Origin of the sequence: Sporosarcina sp. FA9 (genome assembly GCF_051550205.1) — a bacterium.
Lineage (GTDB): Bacteria > Bacillota > Bacilli > Bacillales_A > Planococcaceae > Sporosarcina.
This window is the reverse complement of record NZ_CP188819.1, coordinates 1,136,507-1,153,854: the sequence shown is the minus strand read 5'-3', so window position 1 is coordinate 1,153,854 and position 17,348 is coordinate 1,136,507. Positions and strand designations below refer to the sequence as shown.

The following is a 17,348-nucleotide window of genomic DNA, read 5'->3' as shown; positions in this document are numbered from 1 at the left end:
TAGCTACGTAGTGATTACACAAGATTAATTCGGGGTTTTTTTATTTCTCGAGAGTGAAAAGTAAATGGTAGACAACAAATAAAGTCCAAATATAATCAAATAAAAATAACTTACGTTATCTCGAAATGCTATATACATGATAATCACTAAGAATAAAAATATAGAATTAATAAAAATAGTAATACTTTTTTTTTCTAAAAGAGTGATGATAATTTCCCCATTTTTTTTCTGATAAGAGAGTGGAGAAGGGCTGTTATAACTAGTATAAGCAAAGATACTTTAAATTGCGGACTCTTATGATCTATTGCACCGTATATTAGAATCATAGCAAAAAAGATATAATAAAAAGATGCAATAAATGTTAAAGTAACTTTCCTCATAAAGAACCTCCTATATAATATATAACACTAGATAACTTCACAACCTGGCCCGCTTGCGGTACAAGAATAGTTCTACTATTGATACGTTCATAAGGCATGGAAAGTTTCATTATCCTGAAGGTTATGAATTCATAGAATTACCCTACATTCTTCTTATGCCGATTCCTTCCAATTACTATACCAAAGATATCCAAAGATATTCCGAAAAAGAGAATTCTTGTTGGTTTTAAGGGATGAAAAAAGGCATCCCTTAAATGCGATGCTCAATTCAATCTGTTTTCCGTTGATTCAATATGCTCAACAGTTCTTTATTTCTTTGCTTTCACCCACGAGATTTGCTTGCAAATCATGACTTTCCACACGCCCAAAACGAGTCACTCAAGAGCACTTAAGCAGCATAAAAAAAGCGATTCCACAGTGGAATCGCTTTTTTTACTTCAATAAACCAGCCTTCAACTTCCCATGCCAATCAAGTAGACTCGCAATCGATTCATCACTAATCGCGCCGCTTTCTTCTGCCGCTTCAATAAGTGCGCCGAAATTCGTTAAGCTTGTATACGTTAAGTTATCCGCTGCGAACGCTTTGTCTGCACTTTGAAGTTCATATGTAAAAATGGACACAATGCCCGTCACTTCAACATTTTCCGAACGAAGTGCTTCTGCAGCATTCAAACTGCTTCCACCTGTTGAAATTAAATCTTCAATAATAATCGCTTTATCAGTAGATGTAATTTTGCCTTCGATTTGACGGCTTCTGCCATGCCCTTTGGCTGCGGACCGGATGTAGACCATCGGTAATCCTAAGATATCCGCAACCCATGCCGCATGTGGAATACCAGCTGTTGCAGTTCCTGCGATTACGGTTGTATCCGAATACTGCTCACGAATGATTCGTGCCAAACCTTCTGCAATTTGTATTCGTCCCACAGGATCTGCCATCGTTAAACGGTTGTCACAGTAAATTGGGGATTTGATTCCTGAAGCCCATGTGAATGGCTCATTTGGACTAAGCTCAATCGCTCCAACATTCAATAGAATTTTAGCAATGTCTTTTTTCTCAGTCATTATTCTAGCCCCTTCCAAAGTGCATTGATTTGTTCATACGCAGCACGTGGATCTACTGCTCCTGTAATGGCTCTTCCAACAACGATATGTGTCGAACCCGCAAGCCGTGCTTCTTCTGGTGTAGCGATTCGTTTCTGATCATGCACGCCACCATCTGGAAGTCGTATTCCCGGCGTCACTTTTAAAAATTCAGTACCGCACACCTCTTTTATAACAGCCGACTCGTGAACCGAACAAACAACACCGTCTAGGCCCGCACTCTTCGTAAGCTGTGCATAATGCAGTACAGAGTCCCTTAGTGCGACGTTTATCAATTGCTCTTCCCGAACTTGACGCTCATCCGTCGACGTCAACTGAGTCACACCGATGAGCGCTGGGCGTTTCCGACCCGAAGGCGTTCCTTTATCAAGACCTTCAAGCGCCGCCTCCATCATTGTCTTGCCACCTGCTGCATGTACGTTCACTAGGTCCACACCAAAGCCTGCAAGTACTTCCATCGCAGACTTCACTGTGTTCGGAATATCATGCAATTTCAAATCGAGAAATACATCATACCCCAACTCTTTCAAACGTGAAACAATCGCTGGACCCTCTTTATAATAAAGTTGCATGCCTACTTTGACATGGACATCTCCGTCAAACGCGCTGAGAAATTCAAATGTCTTTTCTCCCGAATGAAAGTCAAGTGCAATAATGGGTGTGTTTTTCACAAACGGTGACTCCTTCCAATGAGTTCAGAAATATGATTGATCCCAAGTTCATCAAATTTAGCAGGCAATTCTTTAATAATATTCGGACATATAAACGGATTGACAAAGTTAGCTGTTCCTACTGCAACTGCACTCGCACCAGCAGATAGGAAATCAATGACATCAGACGTTTCTGTAATTCCACCCATTCCAATAATCGGAATTCGGACTGCTTGACTCACTTCATACACCATTTTAATGGCAACAGGTTTAATTGCCGGTCCGGATAATCCGCCGGTTAGGTTGGCAATTACAGGTCGTCCTGTTTTTTCATCCAAACGCATGCCAAGAAGTGTATTGATCATCGTAATACCATCTGCACCACCCGCTTCAACCGCGCGAGCAATTTCACTCACATTGGTGACGTTCGGTGAAAGTTTAACGTACACCGGTACTTTTGAAACAGCTTTTACAGCCGCTGTTAATTTCTCAGCAACAATTGGATCCGTTCCAAATGTGATTCCGCCTTCTTTAACGTTCGGGCATGAAATGTTTAGTTCCAACGCTTTCACATTCGGCGCACTTGATATGACTCGTGCAACTTCAACATAATCCGAAGTCTCCGTACCTGCAACGTTCGCAATGATTGGTACATCGAATTTTTCCAACCAAGGCAGTTCGTTTTCCATAACACTTTTTAGTCCTGGATTTTGAAGCCCAATCGCATTCAGCATTCCTGAAGACGTTTCAGCAACACGTGGCGTAGGATTTCCAAGTCTCATTTCAAGTGTTGTTGCTTTAATCATAATCGCGCCAAGAAGAGATAAGTCATACAGATTGCCGTATTCTTGACCAAATCCAAAGCAACCCGATGCCGGCATAATCGGATTTTTTAGTTGAAGTCCTGGTAAATCTACTGAGAGTCTATTCATATCGACACCACCCCTGCTGGAAAGACGGGTCCATCCGAACATACTTTAATATACGGTTTGTCCGAGCCTTCAGTCGTTCTGCATACACATGCAAAACAAGCTCCAATGCCGCACCCCATACGTTGTTCAAAAGATAGAAATCCTTTTCGTCCTTTGTACATTCGCTCTACCGCATCAAGCATCGGCATCGGTCCACAACTGTAAAACGTTGAAAATTCTTCTGAAAAGTTTTCCATAACGTTCGTAACAAATCCTTCAGTACCATGCGTTCCGTCCACTGTTACAATATGCGTTTCACCGAGTTCCGCAAATTCTTCTTCATAAAACACGACATTTTCGGATTGAAATCCTAATACATGAACACATTTTACGCCTTTAGCTGTCAGTTGTTTCGAAAGCTCATAAAGCGGGGGAACGCCGATACCGCCGCCTATGAGAATTGCCGTTTCGCCTTCTGCCGTTTCTTCTACTGGAAAACCGTTGCCAAGAGGTCCAAGTACATCCACTTCATCGCCTTCACGTTTCTTTGAAAGCTCGGTTGTACCCTTTCCTTCCGCACGGTATATAATGGTTATTTCATTCTTTTCATCATTAATAGATGCGATTGAAATGGGTCTCCGAAGAAGCAATTCATACGAATCACTTACCCGGATGTGGACAAACTGCCCCGGAGAAGAAATCTCTCCGACCAGTTTTCCAGTGAGCTTCATTTCAAATATATTATGGGCTAAACGATTATGAGAAGTAATGTGCATACGATCTTGGATGATCAATTTAGAACCTCCCTTTTCGTCATTGCCTCCGTTTGGAACTTCATGGATTCAATAACACTAAGCATTGCTTCAGCAGTATCTAATGAAGTAAAGCATGGAACGTTATTTTCAACAGATTGACGACGTATTCTAAAGCCGTCACGTGCTGGTTCTTTTCCTATTGTCAATGTATTGATGACAAACTGTGCTTCACCTTTTTGAATGACATCCAGAAGTGTGGGACCTTCAGAACCTATTTTACCAACAGTTTTCACACGTATTCCAGCATCTTCTAATACTTTTGCTGTACCTTCAGTTGCCATCACGTTATACCCGATGTTTGTAAAACGTTTCGCGATGCCAATCATTTCATCTTTATCTTTATCTGAAACAGTCATGAGCACAGTTCCGTATTCTTTAATTTCCATACCTGATGCAACAAGCCCTTTGTAAAGTGCTTTTTCAAGTGTCACGTCTTTCCCCATAACTTCACCTGTTGATTTCATTTCAGGTCCAAGCGTTATGTCTACACGACGAAGTTTTGCGAATGAAAACACAGGAACCTTTACGTAAACACCAGCTGGAGCTTTTGCAAGTCCGCCTGAATATCCTTGTGATGTAATGGAGTGCCCAAGAATGGCCTTCGTAGCAATATTCGCCATCGGTATATTCGTAATTTTACTCAAAAACGGCACAGTTCGGCTTGAACGTGGATTCACTTCAATGACATACACTTCATCGTCAGAAATGACGTACTGAATGTTCATCAGACCAATAATCTTAAGTCCACGAGCTAGCCTCGTCGTATAATCTGTAATTGTTTGAATATGTTTGTCTGATAAATTTTGTGGCGGAAAAACTGCAATCGAGTCACCTGAGTGAACTCCAGCACGTTCGATATGTTCCATAATACCCGGAATCAATACGTTTTCACCGTCACTAATGGCATCTACTTCAATTTCTACACCCGTCAAATATCGATCGACGAGAATCGGTTGCTCTGGGCTTGCGTCAACCGCATGCTCCATATAATAAATCAGTTCTTCTTCTCTATAAACGATTTCCATCGCACGTCCACCCAATACATAAGATGGTCTAACGAGTACTGGATAGCCGATTTCATTGGCAATTACAATTGCTTCTGGAACAGAAACAGCCGTTTTTCCAAGTGGTTGTGGAATGTCAATTTCATGAAGAGCTTTTTCGAACTTATTACGGTTTTCCGCACGATCCGTATCTTCAAGAGACGTTCCTAATATTTTCACACCGCGATCTTCAAGACCGGCAGCAAGGTTAATCGCCGTTTGTCCACCAAATTGAACAACGACACCTTCAGGTTGCTCAAGATCAACAATGTGCATGACGTCTTCTAAAGTAAGGGGTTCAAAATACAATTTATCTGAAATTGAGAAATCCGTTGAAACAGTTTCTGGATTGTTGTTGATAATAATCGCTTCGTAGCCCGCTTGCTGAATCGCCCAAACAGAGTGAACCGTTGCATAGTCGAACTCAACACCTTGTCCGATTCGAATTGGGCCTGAACCTAACACGACTATGCTTTTCTTTTCCGACTTTATCGACTCATTCTCATCTTCATATGTGCCGTAAAAGTAAGGTGTATCGGATTCAAACTCACCCGCACATGTATCTACTTTTTTATAGACCGGAATGATTCCGTGCTCTTTTCGGTACTCATAAATCGCTTTTTCAGTAGACTCCCAAAGCTTGGCGATCGTAACATCCGCAAAGCCCATGCGTTTTGCAGTGTATAATGTAGCTTGATCGAACGGATTGTTTCTCAAGTCGTTTTCGAAACGAACAATGTTTTCGAGTTTACGAAGGAAAAATACATCAATCATACTCCAGTCATGAATTGTTTCTACAGAAACACCTCTACGCAATGCTTCTCCGATGAAGAATAAGCGCTCATCCCCTGCACGACGAATCCGTTTTTCAATCCACTCATCCGTCATTTCAGAGCCATTTTTAAGAGACAAGTCAAATTGGCCAGTTTCTAGTGAACGAACCGCTTTTAAAATAGACTCTTCAAAAGTACGGCCTATTGCCATTACTTCTCCAGTCGCTTTCATTTGCGTACCAAGATTCCGCTTCGCAGATTCGAATTTATCAAACGGCCACCGTGGAATTTTCGTAACGATGTAATCAAGAGCCGGTTCGAAACAAGCATATTTCGTTCCAGTTACCGGATTCATCATTTCATCAAGAGTTAAACCGACAGCAATTTTAGCCGCGATTTTAGCAATTGGGTAGCCTGTTGCTTTCGATGCAAGTGCTGACGATCTACTTACACGAGGATTCACTTCAATAATATAATAATCGAACGAATTTGGATCGAGTGCAAGTTGAACGTTACAACCGCCTTCGATTTTGAGTTCACGAATGATTTTCAGAGAAACATTTCGCAACATCTGATTTTCACGGTCTGTCAGTGTTTGGCAAGGTGCTGCAACAATGGAATCACCAGTGTGAATCCCTACTGCATCGACGTTTTCCATATTACATACGACAATCGCATTATCTGCGGAATCTCGCATGACTTCATATTCAATTTCTTTAAATCCAGCAATTGACTTTTCAAGTAGACATTGCGTAACTGGGCTATATTTCAAGCCGCTGGTTACAGTTTCTTCAAGTTCTTTATCGTTTTCACAAATACCGCCACCCGTACCGCCGAGCGTGAATGCTGGGCGAACAATAACGGGATAACCGATGCGCTCTACAAATGCATAAGCCTCCTCAAGATTATGAATGATGTCACTTTCTGGAACAGGTTCACCAAGTTCATGCATAAGCGTTCGGAATAAATCACGGTCTTCCGCTTTATGAATGGCATCAAGTTTCGTTCCTAAAATTTCGACACCCAGTTCATCTAAAATGCCCGATTCATGCAGTTCAATCGCCATATTCAGTCCTGTTTGCCCACCGAGAGTAGGAAGGAGTGCATCCGGCTGTTCTTTACGAATAATTCCACTGACAAATTCAAGCGTTAACGGCTCAATATATACTTTGTCCGCAATTTCCGTATCCGTCATTATTGTTGCAGGATTGGAGTTGATCAAGATTACTCGGTATCCTTCTTCCTTTAAAGAAAGACATGCTTGTGTTCCCGCATAGTCGAATTCTGCTGCTTGTCCGATGACAATTGGACCTGAACCGATTACTAATATTGTTTCAATGTCTGTACGTTTAGGCATTAATATTCTCCTTCCGGTTGTTCGTTTTCATTAAGTCGATAAATCGATCAAATAGGTGGTTTGAATCTTCAGGTCCAGGGGACGCTTCAGGGTGAAATTGTACCGAAAAAGCGCTGTATAGTGTGCTTTTCAACCCTTCAATGGATCCATCATTAAGTGCTCTATGAGTTATTTCAAGATTCGTTCCTTCAAGAGAATTTTCGTCAACAGCGTATCCGTGATTTTGTGACGTCAATTCTGTTCGTCCAGACAATAAATCTTTTACAGGGTGATTGCCCCCACGGTGTCCGTTTTTCAACTTAATCGTTGTTGCGCCATTCGCAAGTGCAAGCAATTGATGCCCTAAACCAATACCGAAAATAGGTGCTCTACCTAATAATTCTTTGATTACATTTACGGTTACCCCTACATCTGCAGGATTTCCTGGGCCATTTGATAACACAATGCCGTCAGGGAATAAAGAAAGTATGACATCCGCTGTTGTATTGTATGGAACAACGATGACATCGCAATCTCTTTTATTAAGTTCTCTTAGAATTCCGTGCTTCATACCGCAATCGATTAAGACAACACGGTCTCCGCGGCCTGGACTTGGATAAGGTTTCTTCGTTGAAACTCGGGAAACTAAATCTGTCGGCAATTGATAGGCAGATATTTCAGCTATTTTATCAACTATAGAAACTTCTTCTCCAACCGCTGTTAGAAAGCCTTTTAGTGGACCTTTATCACGTAAAATTCTTGTTAACTTACGAGTGTCAATCCCTTGAATCCCAGGCACACCCTTCATTTCTAAGACAGCTCCTAGACTCATTCCACTTCTAAAATTCGACGGCTCTTCCTCCAACTCTCGAACAACGAGACCGTTCACAGATGTCTCAATCGATTCAAAATCATCACGGTTAATACCGTAATTACCGATTAGAGGGTACGTCATAACGAGAATCGATCCAAAACTTGATGGATTTGAAATGGCTTCTTGATAACCCGTCATACCTGTCGTAAACACTGTTTCACCGATGGATGCTCGGTCACTTCCGAATGCAGCTCCTTCAAAAACCGTACCGTCTTCCAAAATAAGCATTCTTGTTTTCATTATTTTCCATCCTCCCAAACAACTTTTCCGCCGTAAATCGTCGTTACTGGCCACCCAAAACAATCCCAGCCGTCAAATGGTGTATTTTTCCCTAGAGATACAAATGTAGAACGATCTATTTTCTGTTCTTTATTCAAATCAATCAACACCAAATCTGCTTCCGCACCCACTTCTAGTTTTCCGTAAGGCAGATTAAAGACATCCGCGGGCTTACTTGTCATCCAGTCAATGAGTTGTTTCATTGTCCAAATTCCTTCTTTTACAAAGTTCGTATATAGAAGTGGAAATGCTGTTTCTAAACCTGTAATTCCAAAAGGGGCTGTTTTCATTCCAACTGCTTTTTCTTCAGCTGTGTGCGGTGCATGATCTGTTGCAATAAAATCTAGTGTGCCGTCTAAGAGTCCGGCGCGAAGTGCTTCCAAATCGTCTTGACCTCGAAGTGGTGGGTTCATTTTCCAATCTGCATTGTCTTTCGTAATGTCATTTTCCGATAATAGTAAATGATGTGGGCTCACTTCTGCTGTTACGTGAACTCCCGCTTTTTTACCATCCCGAATCACTCGAACAGATTCTTTCGTACTGACGTGACAAACGTGATAATGTGCGCCTGCTGCTTCAGCTAATAATATATCCCTTGCAATATGTACCGATTCAGCGATTGAAGGAATTCCAGGTAACCCCAGCTCTTTATTTTTCGTTCCTTCATGTAGTGCGCCGCCGTATATAAGTGAATTGTCTTCACAATGTGCAACAACCGCCATGTTTATTTTGGCAGCGGCTTGCATTGCTTCGTACATCATTCCCGCTTCTTGTACCCCAACACCGTCGTCCGTAAATGCAAACGCACCATGCTCTTTTAGTTCTGCAAGATTTGCTTGTTCTTTACCCGCTTGACGAATCGTGATGGACGCATATGGAAGAACGCGTATTAATGCATTTTTAGCAATCAAGTCATTCACAAGAGTAAGAGTTTCGATTGTATCTGGAACAGGTCTTGTGTTCGGCATAGGACAGATTGTTGTATAACCGCCCTTTGCTGCAGCAAGTGTACCCGATTCAATCGTTTCTTTATGTTCTCCACCTGGCTGACGAAGATGTACATGCACATCTATAAAACCTGGAGATAGGAATAATCCATTGCCATTTATAATTTCTGCATTACCGGCATTAAGTTCGTTTCCAATTTCACTAATCAGATTTCCCGTAATTCCAACATCTCCAATGATTAACTCTCCGCTTTCAGATACCATTTGTACGCCTTGAATTAGTTTATCCAAACTTAATTCCTCCCTTTCAAAATAGCCTCTAATACTGCCATTCTAACATACACACCGTTTTTTATCTGCATAAAAATACGAGAATTAGCATTTTCAATCAATTCGTCCGCTATCTCAACCCCCCGATTAAAAGGCGCAGGATGCATGATGATTGCTGTTTCTTTCATTCTTGAAGCACGTTCTACCGTTAGACCATAACGTTCGTGGTAACTTTCTCCAATGTAGCTTAAGCCATTCTCATGACGTTCATTTTGAACTCTCAGTAACATGATTACGTCACTTTTTTCAGCATAATCTTCCCAATCATTTACAGATTCAAATTCACCCGACCATTCAGCCGGACAAAGGAACGTAACATTTGCGCCTAATCTTGTGAGTGCATCTGCATTTGAACGTGCGACACGACTGTGCACAATATCACCAACAATAAGGACCTCTAGCCCTTTAAATGTTCCAAACTCTTCTTTAATTGTAAATAAATCAAGTAGCGATTGCGTTGGATGTTGTCCCGATCCATCACCGCCGTTAATAATTGAACAACTTGTCCGATTGATCAGCTCTTCATAATATCCATCATCGGGGTGACGGATGACAAGTACGTCTAGACCAATCGATTCCAGTGTTTTTACTGTGTCATAAAGTGTCTCCCCTTTTAATACACTTGAGAAACTTGCGTCGAAAGGCAGTACTTCTAACCCTAATTTACGTTCTGCCATTTCAAAGCTCATTTTCGTTCGAGTACTCGGTTCAAAAAACAGGTTACTTATTGTATAGTTTCCAGGTAATTCATCAATTCCATCTTTTTTAAAACTTTCGGCTCTGTCCAGCAGTTCTATAATTTGTAATTCACTCAGCTGTTTCATCGATACAAGATGTTTCATTTGAATTCCCCTTCCAAATTATGCAGTTTCATCTGTGAGCTTTTTGGCCGTTTTTCCCGGAAGTACAAGATTCAAAACAACACCAACGATTGCGGCAAGAGCCATTCCTTCAATTTCAAACGTTTCGCTGAACTTAATGGATGCTCCGCCAATCCCGATTACTAAGATAACCGATGCAATTACAAGATTCCGTTGGTTTCCAAAGTCAATTGTATGATCTACGAGCATCCTGAGACCTGATGAAGCGATAATTCCGAACAAAAGAATGGATATTCCACCCAAAACCGCCGTAGGAATCGTTGCAATCAAAGCCATTACTTTACCGAAAAAGGAGAAAATGATTGCAAAGACTGCCGCCCCCAAAATTACGTACACACTATACACTCGAGTGATTGCAAGAACTCCAATGTTTTCACCGTATGTTGTTTTCGGAGGCCCACCAATCAAACCACTGAGGAGTGTACCAAGTCCATCTCCAAGTAAAGAACGGTGTAAACCAGGGTCTTTTATGTAATCTCTTTCAACAATTCTTCCAAGGACAAGCTGATGTCCAATATGTTCAGATATGGTGACAATTGCGATTGGTACCATAACTAACAGCAGTGTGGGTGTAACAACAAAATCGTAGTCAACCCCAGGAATGAGCATTTCAGGAAATACGAGAACTTTTGCTTCTAAGACTTTCGTGAAATCCAATATTCCAATAGCTGCTGAGTAAATATAGCCAACGATAATTCCTACTAATATCGGCATTAAACTGATAATCCCTTTAAAGAACATTAAGCAAATAATTGCTGCCGACAACGTTACAAGCGCCGCGGAGAAATGAAGCAAGTTGTATTCATTATTAACAGTACTAGCCATTCCAACCGCCGTTGGTGCAAGTGCTAAACCAATTACGATAATTACCGGTGCAACAACTATCGGAGGCAATACTTTCATAATCCATCCCGATCCTGTTTTCCAAATGATTAACGAAATAATTCCGTAGACAAGCGCTACGAACATACTACCAATCATTGCACTTCCAATTCCTCCACTTTTAGTCGCAACTTGTATTGGAATAATAAATGCAAACGATGAACCAAGATAAGCTGGAACTTGAAAGCGTGTGACGATAATGAAAACGATTGTTGCAATTCCACTCGTTAATAAGGCGATTGCTGGACTTAAACCCACGAGTTGTGGAACTAATATTGTTGCACCAAACATTGCGAACATATGCTGTAAACTTAAAGTTAACCAATGACCCATTTTCGGTTTTTCATGTACATCCAAGACTTTTTCAGACACCATCATTTCCCCCACGCTAATTTCCGTATTTTTTTATTAAATTGAATGAATTGAAACGCTGTTTTTTCCGTCTTTTTCTTCGACGCTCACAACAACTCGTTCTCCACTCGACGTTGGAATGTTTTTTCCTACATAATCTGGTCGTATTGGAAGTTCACGATGTCCTCTGTCCACGAGTACTGCAAGCTGCACAGATGCAGGTCTTCCTAAGTCCATCACAGCATCCATTGCTGCACGAACGGTTCTGCCTGTGTACAAAACGTCGTCTACCAAAACCACTTTCATATCGGTCACATCGTGTTCAATATCCACTTGTTGAACGAGTGGCTCTTTGTTTTCATTTTTCAAAACTAGGTCATCTCGGTAAAGTGTAATATCCAGTTCACCCGACCGAATTTTTTTCCCTTCAAACTGCTCAATCTTCAAGGCCAATCGTTTCGCTAAAAATGCGCCTCTTGTTTTAATACCAACCAATATACACTTGTCAATTCCTTTATTGCGTTCAATAATTTCATGAGCAATCCGCGTAAGTGCTCTATCAATCGCTTGCTCGTCCAATATATTTGCTTTCTCCGTCAATGTTCTCTCCTCCTAATTAAAAATCGATTATGCATAGATAAAGTTCAGATGTTCTTCTTGCCCGTTGATTTCCGTTCCATGCGGACGCTTTCTACTGTCGAAGAATAAAAACCATTCTTCTTAGGGCCGGGCGTTGAGCCTCCTCGCTCGCTATCGCTCCGCTGCGGGGTCTCAACTGTCCCGCTTAATCCCGCTAGAGTCGCCGCATTGCACTCCAATCAACTTAGATTGAACTTAAAATTCAATTGAACTAATATTCCCCACACTTTTCAGCTGATTGGAGTGCAGACCGGCGACTCCAATGGGATCAGCGCGAATGTCGAGACCCCACAGGAGCGTGGTTTTCGCGACGAGGAGGCTCGACGAGTGGCCCTAAGAAGAATGGTTTTTATTCTTCGCTAATGGAACGCGTCCGGTCGGAACGGAAATCAGCGAGCTAACTGTAATCTAGGCATAAAAAAATCCCTCCAGCCATATTTGGCGGGAAGGAAAACACTCAGAAAATACGTACAGCAGAAAAATTGCCGCAGCAATCCCTACCATACTTCCGTGCAACCTTCCCAGCCTCTCTGGACTGATCTTAAAGGTATCGCTATTCATTTACTTTTATCAGTATACAGTTTAGTCTTCTGATTTGTCAACGTTCACTCGAACTTTGTCGATCATTGCTAAAAAGTCTTCTGGTGGTGGGCTTGTAAACTCCATATATTCACCTGTTTCAGGGTGTTCAAACCCTACCGTGCCTGCATGCAACAATTGACCATCAAAGTCGACTGTTTTTTTAGGGCCATATTTGGGATCTCCTGCAAGAGGAAAACCGATGTACTTCATATGCACACGTATTTGATGCGTACGACCGGTTTCTAGTTTACATTCTACAAGAGTAAAATTCCCAAAACGTTCAAGTACTTTAAAGTGAGTCACGGCATGTTTACCTTTATCTGTCACCGTCATACTTTGCCTTTCACGCTGATGACGACCAATAGGTGCCTCAATCGTTCCATTATCATGTGGAATATGACCGTGAACAAGAGCTGTATAAACCCGTGTGACGGTTCTATCCACTAGTTGGTTCACAAGTGATACATGGGCCTTGTCGTTTTTGGCAACCATAAGAAGTCCCGATGTATCTTTGTCAATACGGTGTACAATTCCAGGTCGAAGTACACCGTTAATGCCTGACAAGTCGTTACAGTGGTGCATAAGACCATTTACAACTGTACCAGTTGGATGGCCTGGTGCCGGATGGACTACCATTCCACGTGGTTTGTTGACAACGAGGACATCTGAATCTTCGTAGACAATTTCTAAATTGAGATCTTCTGCAATTACATCTAAAACTTCTGGTTCGGGCTCTTGAACAGTTAGTATATCGCCGCGCTTCATTTTATAACTCGCTTTTACAGGTTTTCCACCAACAAGTACAAGGCCGTCTTTCATCCACTGTTGAACTTGACTTCTAGACCATTCCGGTCGTGCATCGATTAATGCTTTATCAATTCGGCTTCCTTCAAATTCTTCTGTTATTTCTACTACAAATTTCTCCATTAAGACACCTTTTTCTTTTTCATATTCTTCTTTTCATCCATAAGAATATGGATAATTACTAAAACAACACCAACGGTTAAAGCAGCATCTGCTATGTTAAATATTGGAAACTCATAATTCACAATCGGTATTAGGACGTCAATGAAATCGACAACTTCTTTTCGAATGACGCGGTCGATGAAATTACCAATTGCGCCTCCCAAGAGCATCATTAGAGCGATTGCAAATAACGGTTCACCTTTTGCTTCTTTATGAAAATAATAAACAATTCCCGCGACCACAATAATTGTAACAATATAAAAGAGCCACATCTGTCCCTCAAGCATTCCCCAAGCCGCACCTTTATTACGATGAGATAGAAGTCCAAAATAGGGTTCGGATATGCTTATTCTTTCCCCCAGTTTCATGTTGTTCACAACTAACCATTTCGTCAATTGATCTAGGAAAATCACAAGTAAGGCCAATCCGTAATAAATAAACATTTCACAAAACCCCCATATAACAATTGTTCTTATTTTACCACAAAAGAGCAGTAGTCGACGTTAAATGAACCTCATAAATAATAAAAAAAGCGACGTAAGCAATCCTTAAGACCAGACTGCCGCCGCCACTTCATGTTAGACGAGTTATTCCGTCAAAGTATAATGTTCTTTTACAACCGTCGCACATCTTTCACAAATCTCTGGATGTAGTTCATCTGAACCTACTGTTTCAGAAATTGTCCAGCAACGATCACACTTCTCGCCGTTTGCAGCTTCTACAAGGACGCTTACTGTATCCAGTTTCAATGCTTGTTCTGGAGCATCTGCGATGTTGCCTTCTGTAAACTCAGACACGATAAAGAACTGTGCAAAATCAATATCCTTAACTTTGAATACATCTGTATATGCTTCAGGGACATATATCGTCACTTTCGCTTCAAGTGATTTACCAATAATCTTTTCAGTTCGAGCGACTTCCAACGCTTTTAGAACATCATCACGAATTAACATTAGTGTTCCGAACTGCTCACGAAGTTTTTCTGCTTCAGCTCCCAAATCTTGAGCTTCCGGCATATCCGTCAGTTGAACACTCTCTTCTTCAACATGCTCAAAATGAGCCCACATTTCATCAGCTGTATGTGGTAGAATCGGCGTCAACAATTGTACAAGAGCCATTAGAGTATCATGCATAACCGTTTGCATTGCACGACGATGTGGATGGTCTTTGTTTTCAATGTAAACAACGTCTTTCGCAATATCTAAATAGAACGAACTTAAAACACCAGTACAGAAGTTGTTTGTTGCATGATAAACACTAGCAAATTCATAATTTTCATATGCTTCGCGAACTTCTTTAATCAAATCTTGAAGTTTTACATAGACATATTGATCTACTGGTCGCAAATCTTCAAATTGAACCCGATTTGTAGCTGGATTGAAATCGGACGTATTCCCGTGAATGAAACGGAATGTGTTCCGGATTTTTCGGTATACTTCTGAAACTTGTTTAAAGTTTGAATCCGACACACGAACATCCGCAGTATAATCTACTGAAGAAACCCATAAACGAAGAATGTCCGCACCCATTTGGTTCATAACTTTCGCGGGAATTATAACGTTTCCAAGCGACTTACTCATTTTGCGTCCATTTCCATCAAGAGTAAAGCCGTGGCTTAAAATCCCCTTATAAGGTGCATGCCCGTTTATTGCAACACTCGTCGTTAATGATGAGTTAAACCAACCACGGTACTGGTCAGATCCTTCCAAGTAAAGATCCGCTGGATAGACAAGATCATCACGCTCGTCGAGCACACCTTGATGTGTAGAACCTGAGTCAAACCATACATCCATAATATCCGTTTCTTTCGTAAATAAACCGTTCGGGCTGCTTGGATGTGTAAATCCTTCTGGAAGTAAATCTTTCGCATCCCGTTCAAACCAAACATTAGAGCCGTGTTCACGGAAGATTTCTGCAACGTTCGCAATGGTCTCATCCGTAATAATTGGTTCTTCATCTTCTCCGTAAAATACAGGAATCGGAACTCCCCACACACGTTGACGTGAGATACACCAGTCTCCGCGGTCACGGACCATATTGTAAAGACGTGTTTCACCCCATGAAGGTGTAAACTTTGTATCCTTAATCGCCTGAAGCAATTCAGGACGGAAACTTTCAATTGAAGCAAACCACTGTGCAGTTGCACGGTAAATTACCGGTTTTTTCGTACGCCAGTCATGTGGATACGAGTGTGTGATGAATGATAACTTCTTCAAAGAACCTACTTTATCAAGTGCTTCAGTTACTGCTTTATTCGCATCTTCATAAAATAAACCTTCAAATCCAGGTGCTTCATCCGTCATAACACCACGATTATCTATAGGTGAAAGTGCATCAATGCCATACGCTTTTGAAACGTAGAAATCGTCTTCACCGTGACCTGGTGCAGTATGAACGCAACCTGTTCCAGCATCTGCTGATACATGTTCCCCTAGCATTACAAGTGAATCACGATCATAGAGTGGGTGCTTAGCAACTACACGGTCCAGTTCTGATCCTTGCAGTTCGCGTTCAACCGTATAGTCTTCCCAACCAATTTCTTCAGCAACAAATGTAAGAAGATCTTTTGCAATTAAAAATTTCTCTTCCTGAGCCTTAACAATTACGTACGTAAATTCAGGATGTACTGAAATTCCTAAGTTCGCTGGAATTGTCCAAGGTGTCGTTGTCCAAATTAAGAAATTAACATCCTCTTCAAGCACACCAAGACCGTCTTTTACAGGGAAACTGACATAAATAGAAGGAGATTTTTTATCTTGATATTCAATTTCAGCTTCTGCCAGTGCAGATTCACTTGATGGCGACCAATAAACAGGTCGTAACCCTTTATAGATGTATCCTTTTTTAGCCATTTCACCAAAAACTTGAATTTGACGCGCTTCAAAAGATGGCTTCAGCGTAATATAAGGATTATCCCAATCGCCGCGAACACCAATCCGTTTAAACTGTGATCTTTGGCTATCAATTTGACCAAGCGCATATTCTTCACACATTTTACGGAATTCAGCAATCGAATAATCTTTTCTTTTTACGCCTTTGTTTACAAGGGCTTGTTCGATTGGCAAACCGTGAGTATCCCAACCCGGAACATACGGAGAATGAAAACCCGTCATCGATTTGTGTCGAACGATCATATCTTTCAGTACTTTATTGAGCGCATGGCCCATATGAAGATCTCCGTTGGCATATGGCGGACCATCATGTAAAACAAAGAATGGACGTTCTGCAGTACGTTCTTGTACTTTTTTATAAATCTCCATCTCTTCCCATTTCGCTTGCATTTCAGGTTCTCTATTCGGTAAATTTCCACGCATCGGGAAATCCGTTTTCGGCATAAGTAATGTGTCTTTATAATCCATTAGTATTCCTCCTAATAATAGTTATTCAAAAAGTTAATTGAATCCATACAAAAATACCCCGCCCCTTTAAAAAAGGGACGAGGTATTATACCCGCGTTACCACCCTAACTTGCAACATGAAATCATGCTGCCACTCAGACACGATAACGGGGTGTTCCCGAGACTTACATAAAATGTACGTCTAAGCTCAAGAGTGATTTTCACTTCGATTGTATTGACCGGGCTTTCACTGTCTCCGGCTCGCTT

14 protein-coding genes and 1 other annotated feature (1 of these 15 cut by a window edge) are annotated in these 17,348 nt (G+C 41.3%); all 14 genes read right to left on the bottom strand.

Annotation, left to right across the window (positions count from 1 at the left end; genetic code table 11):
* Nucleotides 1-194: 194 nt before the first annotated feature.
* The 14 genes from ACP8HH_RS05500 to ileS all read right to left on the bottom strand — a co-directional run bounded on the left by ACP8HH_RS05500 (nucleotide 195) and on the right by ileS (nucleotide 17,102).
* A complete protein-coding gene (locus ACP8HH_RS05500; RefSeq protein ID WP_438316987.1) occupies nucleotides 195-380 on the bottom strand; it encodes a hypothetical protein in 186 nt (61 codons plus the stop codon).
* A gap of 432 nt (nucleotides 381-812) precedes the next feature.
* Nucleotides 813-1,445: an orotate phosphoribosyltransferase gene (pyrE, locus tag ACP8HH_RS05495; protein ID WP_438316984.1), complete on the bottom strand. Its 633-nt coding sequence runs from the start codon at nucleotides 1,443-1,445 to the stop codon at nucleotides 813-815.
* Nucleotides 1,445-2,155, bottom strand: a complete 711-nt coding sequence (gene pyrF / locus ACP8HH_RS05490) for an orotidine-5'-phosphate decarboxylase (RefSeq protein WP_438316981.1) — start codon at nucleotides 2,153-2,155, stop codon at nucleotides 1,445-1,447. Before pyrF ends, pyrE begins: the two co-directional genes overlap by 1 nt.
* On the bottom strand, nucleotides 2,152-3,066 hold the full coding sequence (locus tag ACP8HH_RS05485; protein ID WP_438316978.1) for a dihydroorotate dehydrogenase: 915 nt from the start codon (nucleotides 3,064-3,066) through the stop codon (nucleotides 2,152-2,154). Before ACP8HH_RS05485 ends, pyrF begins: the two co-directional genes overlap by 4 nt.
* On the bottom strand, nucleotides 3,063-3,839 hold the full coding sequence (locus ACP8HH_RS05480; RefSeq protein WP_438316975.1) for a dihydroorotate dehydrogenase electron transfer subunit: 777 nt from the start codon (nucleotides 3,837-3,839) through the stop codon (nucleotides 3,063-3,065). Before ACP8HH_RS05480 ends, ACP8HH_RS05485 begins: the two co-directional genes overlap by 4 nt.
* Nucleotides 3,836-7,033, bottom strand: coding sequence for a carbamoyl-phosphate synthase large subunit (carB, locus tag ACP8HH_RS05475; protein WP_438316972.1), 3,198 nt, complete (start codon nucleotides 7,031-7,033; stop codon nucleotides 3,836-3,838). Before carB ends, ACP8HH_RS05480 begins: the two co-directional genes overlap by 4 nt.
* Nucleotides 7,026-8,126: a carbamoyl phosphate synthase small subunit gene (locus ACP8HH_RS05470; protein WP_438316969.1), complete on the bottom strand. Its 1,101-nt coding sequence runs from the start codon at nucleotides 8,124-8,126 to the stop codon at nucleotides 7,026-7,028. The genes carB and ACP8HH_RS05470 overlap by 8 nt, the downstream gene beginning before the upstream one ends.
* Entirely contained in the window at nucleotides 8,126-9,403 is a 1,278-nt protein-coding gene (locus ACP8HH_RS05465) for a dihydroorotase (protein WP_438316966.1), read from the bottom strand. The genes ACP8HH_RS05470 and ACP8HH_RS05465 overlap by 1 nt, the downstream gene beginning before the upstream one ends.
* A 2-nt stretch (nucleotides 9,404-9,405) precedes the next feature.
* Nucleotides 9,406-10,284: an aspartate carbamoyltransferase catalytic subunit gene (locus tag ACP8HH_RS05460; RefSeq protein ID WP_438316962.1), complete on the bottom strand. Its 879-nt coding sequence runs from the start codon at nucleotides 10,282-10,284 to the stop codon at nucleotides 9,406-9,408.
* An 18-nt stretch (nucleotides 10,285-10,302) separates the two neighbouring features.
* Nucleotides 10,303-11,577, bottom strand: coding sequence for a solute carrier family 23 protein (locus ACP8HH_RS05455; protein ID WP_438316960.1), 1,275 nt, complete (start codon nucleotides 11,575-11,577; stop codon nucleotides 10,303-10,305).
* 36 nt (nucleotides 11,578-11,613) lie between these two features.
* Nucleotides 11,614-12,156: a bifunctional pyr operon transcriptional regulator/uracil phosphoribosyltransferase PyrR gene (gene pyrR, locus ACP8HH_RS05450; protein WP_438316957.1), complete on the bottom strand. Its 543-nt coding sequence runs from the start codon at nucleotides 12,154-12,156 to the stop codon at nucleotides 11,614-11,616.
* Nucleotides 12,157-12,777: 621 nt separating this feature from the next.
* Entirely contained in the window at nucleotides 12,778-13,704 is a 927-nt protein-coding gene (locus ACP8HH_RS05445) for an RluA family pseudouridine synthase (protein ID WP_438316955.1), read from the bottom strand.
* Nucleotides 13,704-14,186: a signal peptidase II gene (lspA, locus tag ACP8HH_RS05440; protein WP_438316952.1), complete on the bottom strand. Its 483-nt coding sequence runs from the start codon at nucleotides 14,184-14,186 to the stop codon at nucleotides 13,704-13,706. Before lspA ends, ACP8HH_RS05445 begins: the two co-directional genes overlap by 1 nt.
* Nucleotides 14,187-14,330: 144 nt before the next feature.
* Nucleotides 14,331-17,102 (bottom strand): isoleucine--tRNA ligase, encoded by a 2,772-nt coding sequence (gene ileS / locus ACP8HH_RS05435; RefSeq protein ID WP_438316949.1) that lies wholly within the window; start codon nucleotides 17,100-17,102, stop codon nucleotides 14,331-14,333.
* Between the two features lie 70 nt (nucleotides 17,103-17,172).
* Nucleotides 17,173-17,348 (bottom strand) — a binding site (T-box leader); it runs 40 nt beyond the window's last position.

Bases quoted from the DNA above. Each gene is read 5' to 3' on its own strand.
- ACP8HH_RS05470 (WP_438316969.1), bottom strand. From the start codon at position 8,126: ATGAAAACAAGAATGCTTATTTTGGAAGACGGTACGGTTTTTGAAGGA.
- lspA (WP_438316952.1), bottom strand. From the start codon at position 14,186: ATGTTTATTTATTACGGATTGGCCTTACTTGTGATTTTCCTAGATCAA.
- carB (WP_438316972.1), bottom strand. From the start codon at position 7,033: ATGCCTAAACGTACAGACATTGAAACAATATTAGTAATCGGTTCAGGT.
- ACP8HH_RS05445 (WP_438316955.1), bottom strand. From the start codon at position 13,704: ATGGAGAAATTTGTAGTAGAAATAACAGAAGAATTTGAAGGAAGCCGA.
- ileS (WP_438316949.1), bottom strand. From the start codon at position 17,102: ATGGATTATAAAGACACATTACTTATGCCGAAAACGGATTTCCCGATG.
- pyrE (WP_438316984.1), bottom strand. From the start codon at position 1,445: ATGACTGAGAAAAAAGACATTGCTAAAATTCTATTGAATGTTGGAGCG.
- ACP8HH_RS05485 (WP_438316978.1), bottom strand. From the start codon at position 3,066: ATGAATAGACTCTCAGTAGATTTACCAGGACTTCAACTAAAAAATCCG.
- ACP8HH_RS05500 (WP_438316987.1), bottom strand. From the start codon at position 380: ATGAGGAAAGTTACTTTAACATTTATTGCATCTTTTTATTATATCTTT.
- ACP8HH_RS05460 (WP_438316962.1), bottom strand. From the start codon at position 10,284: ATGAAACATCTTGTATCGATGAAACAGCTGAGTGAATTACAAATTATA.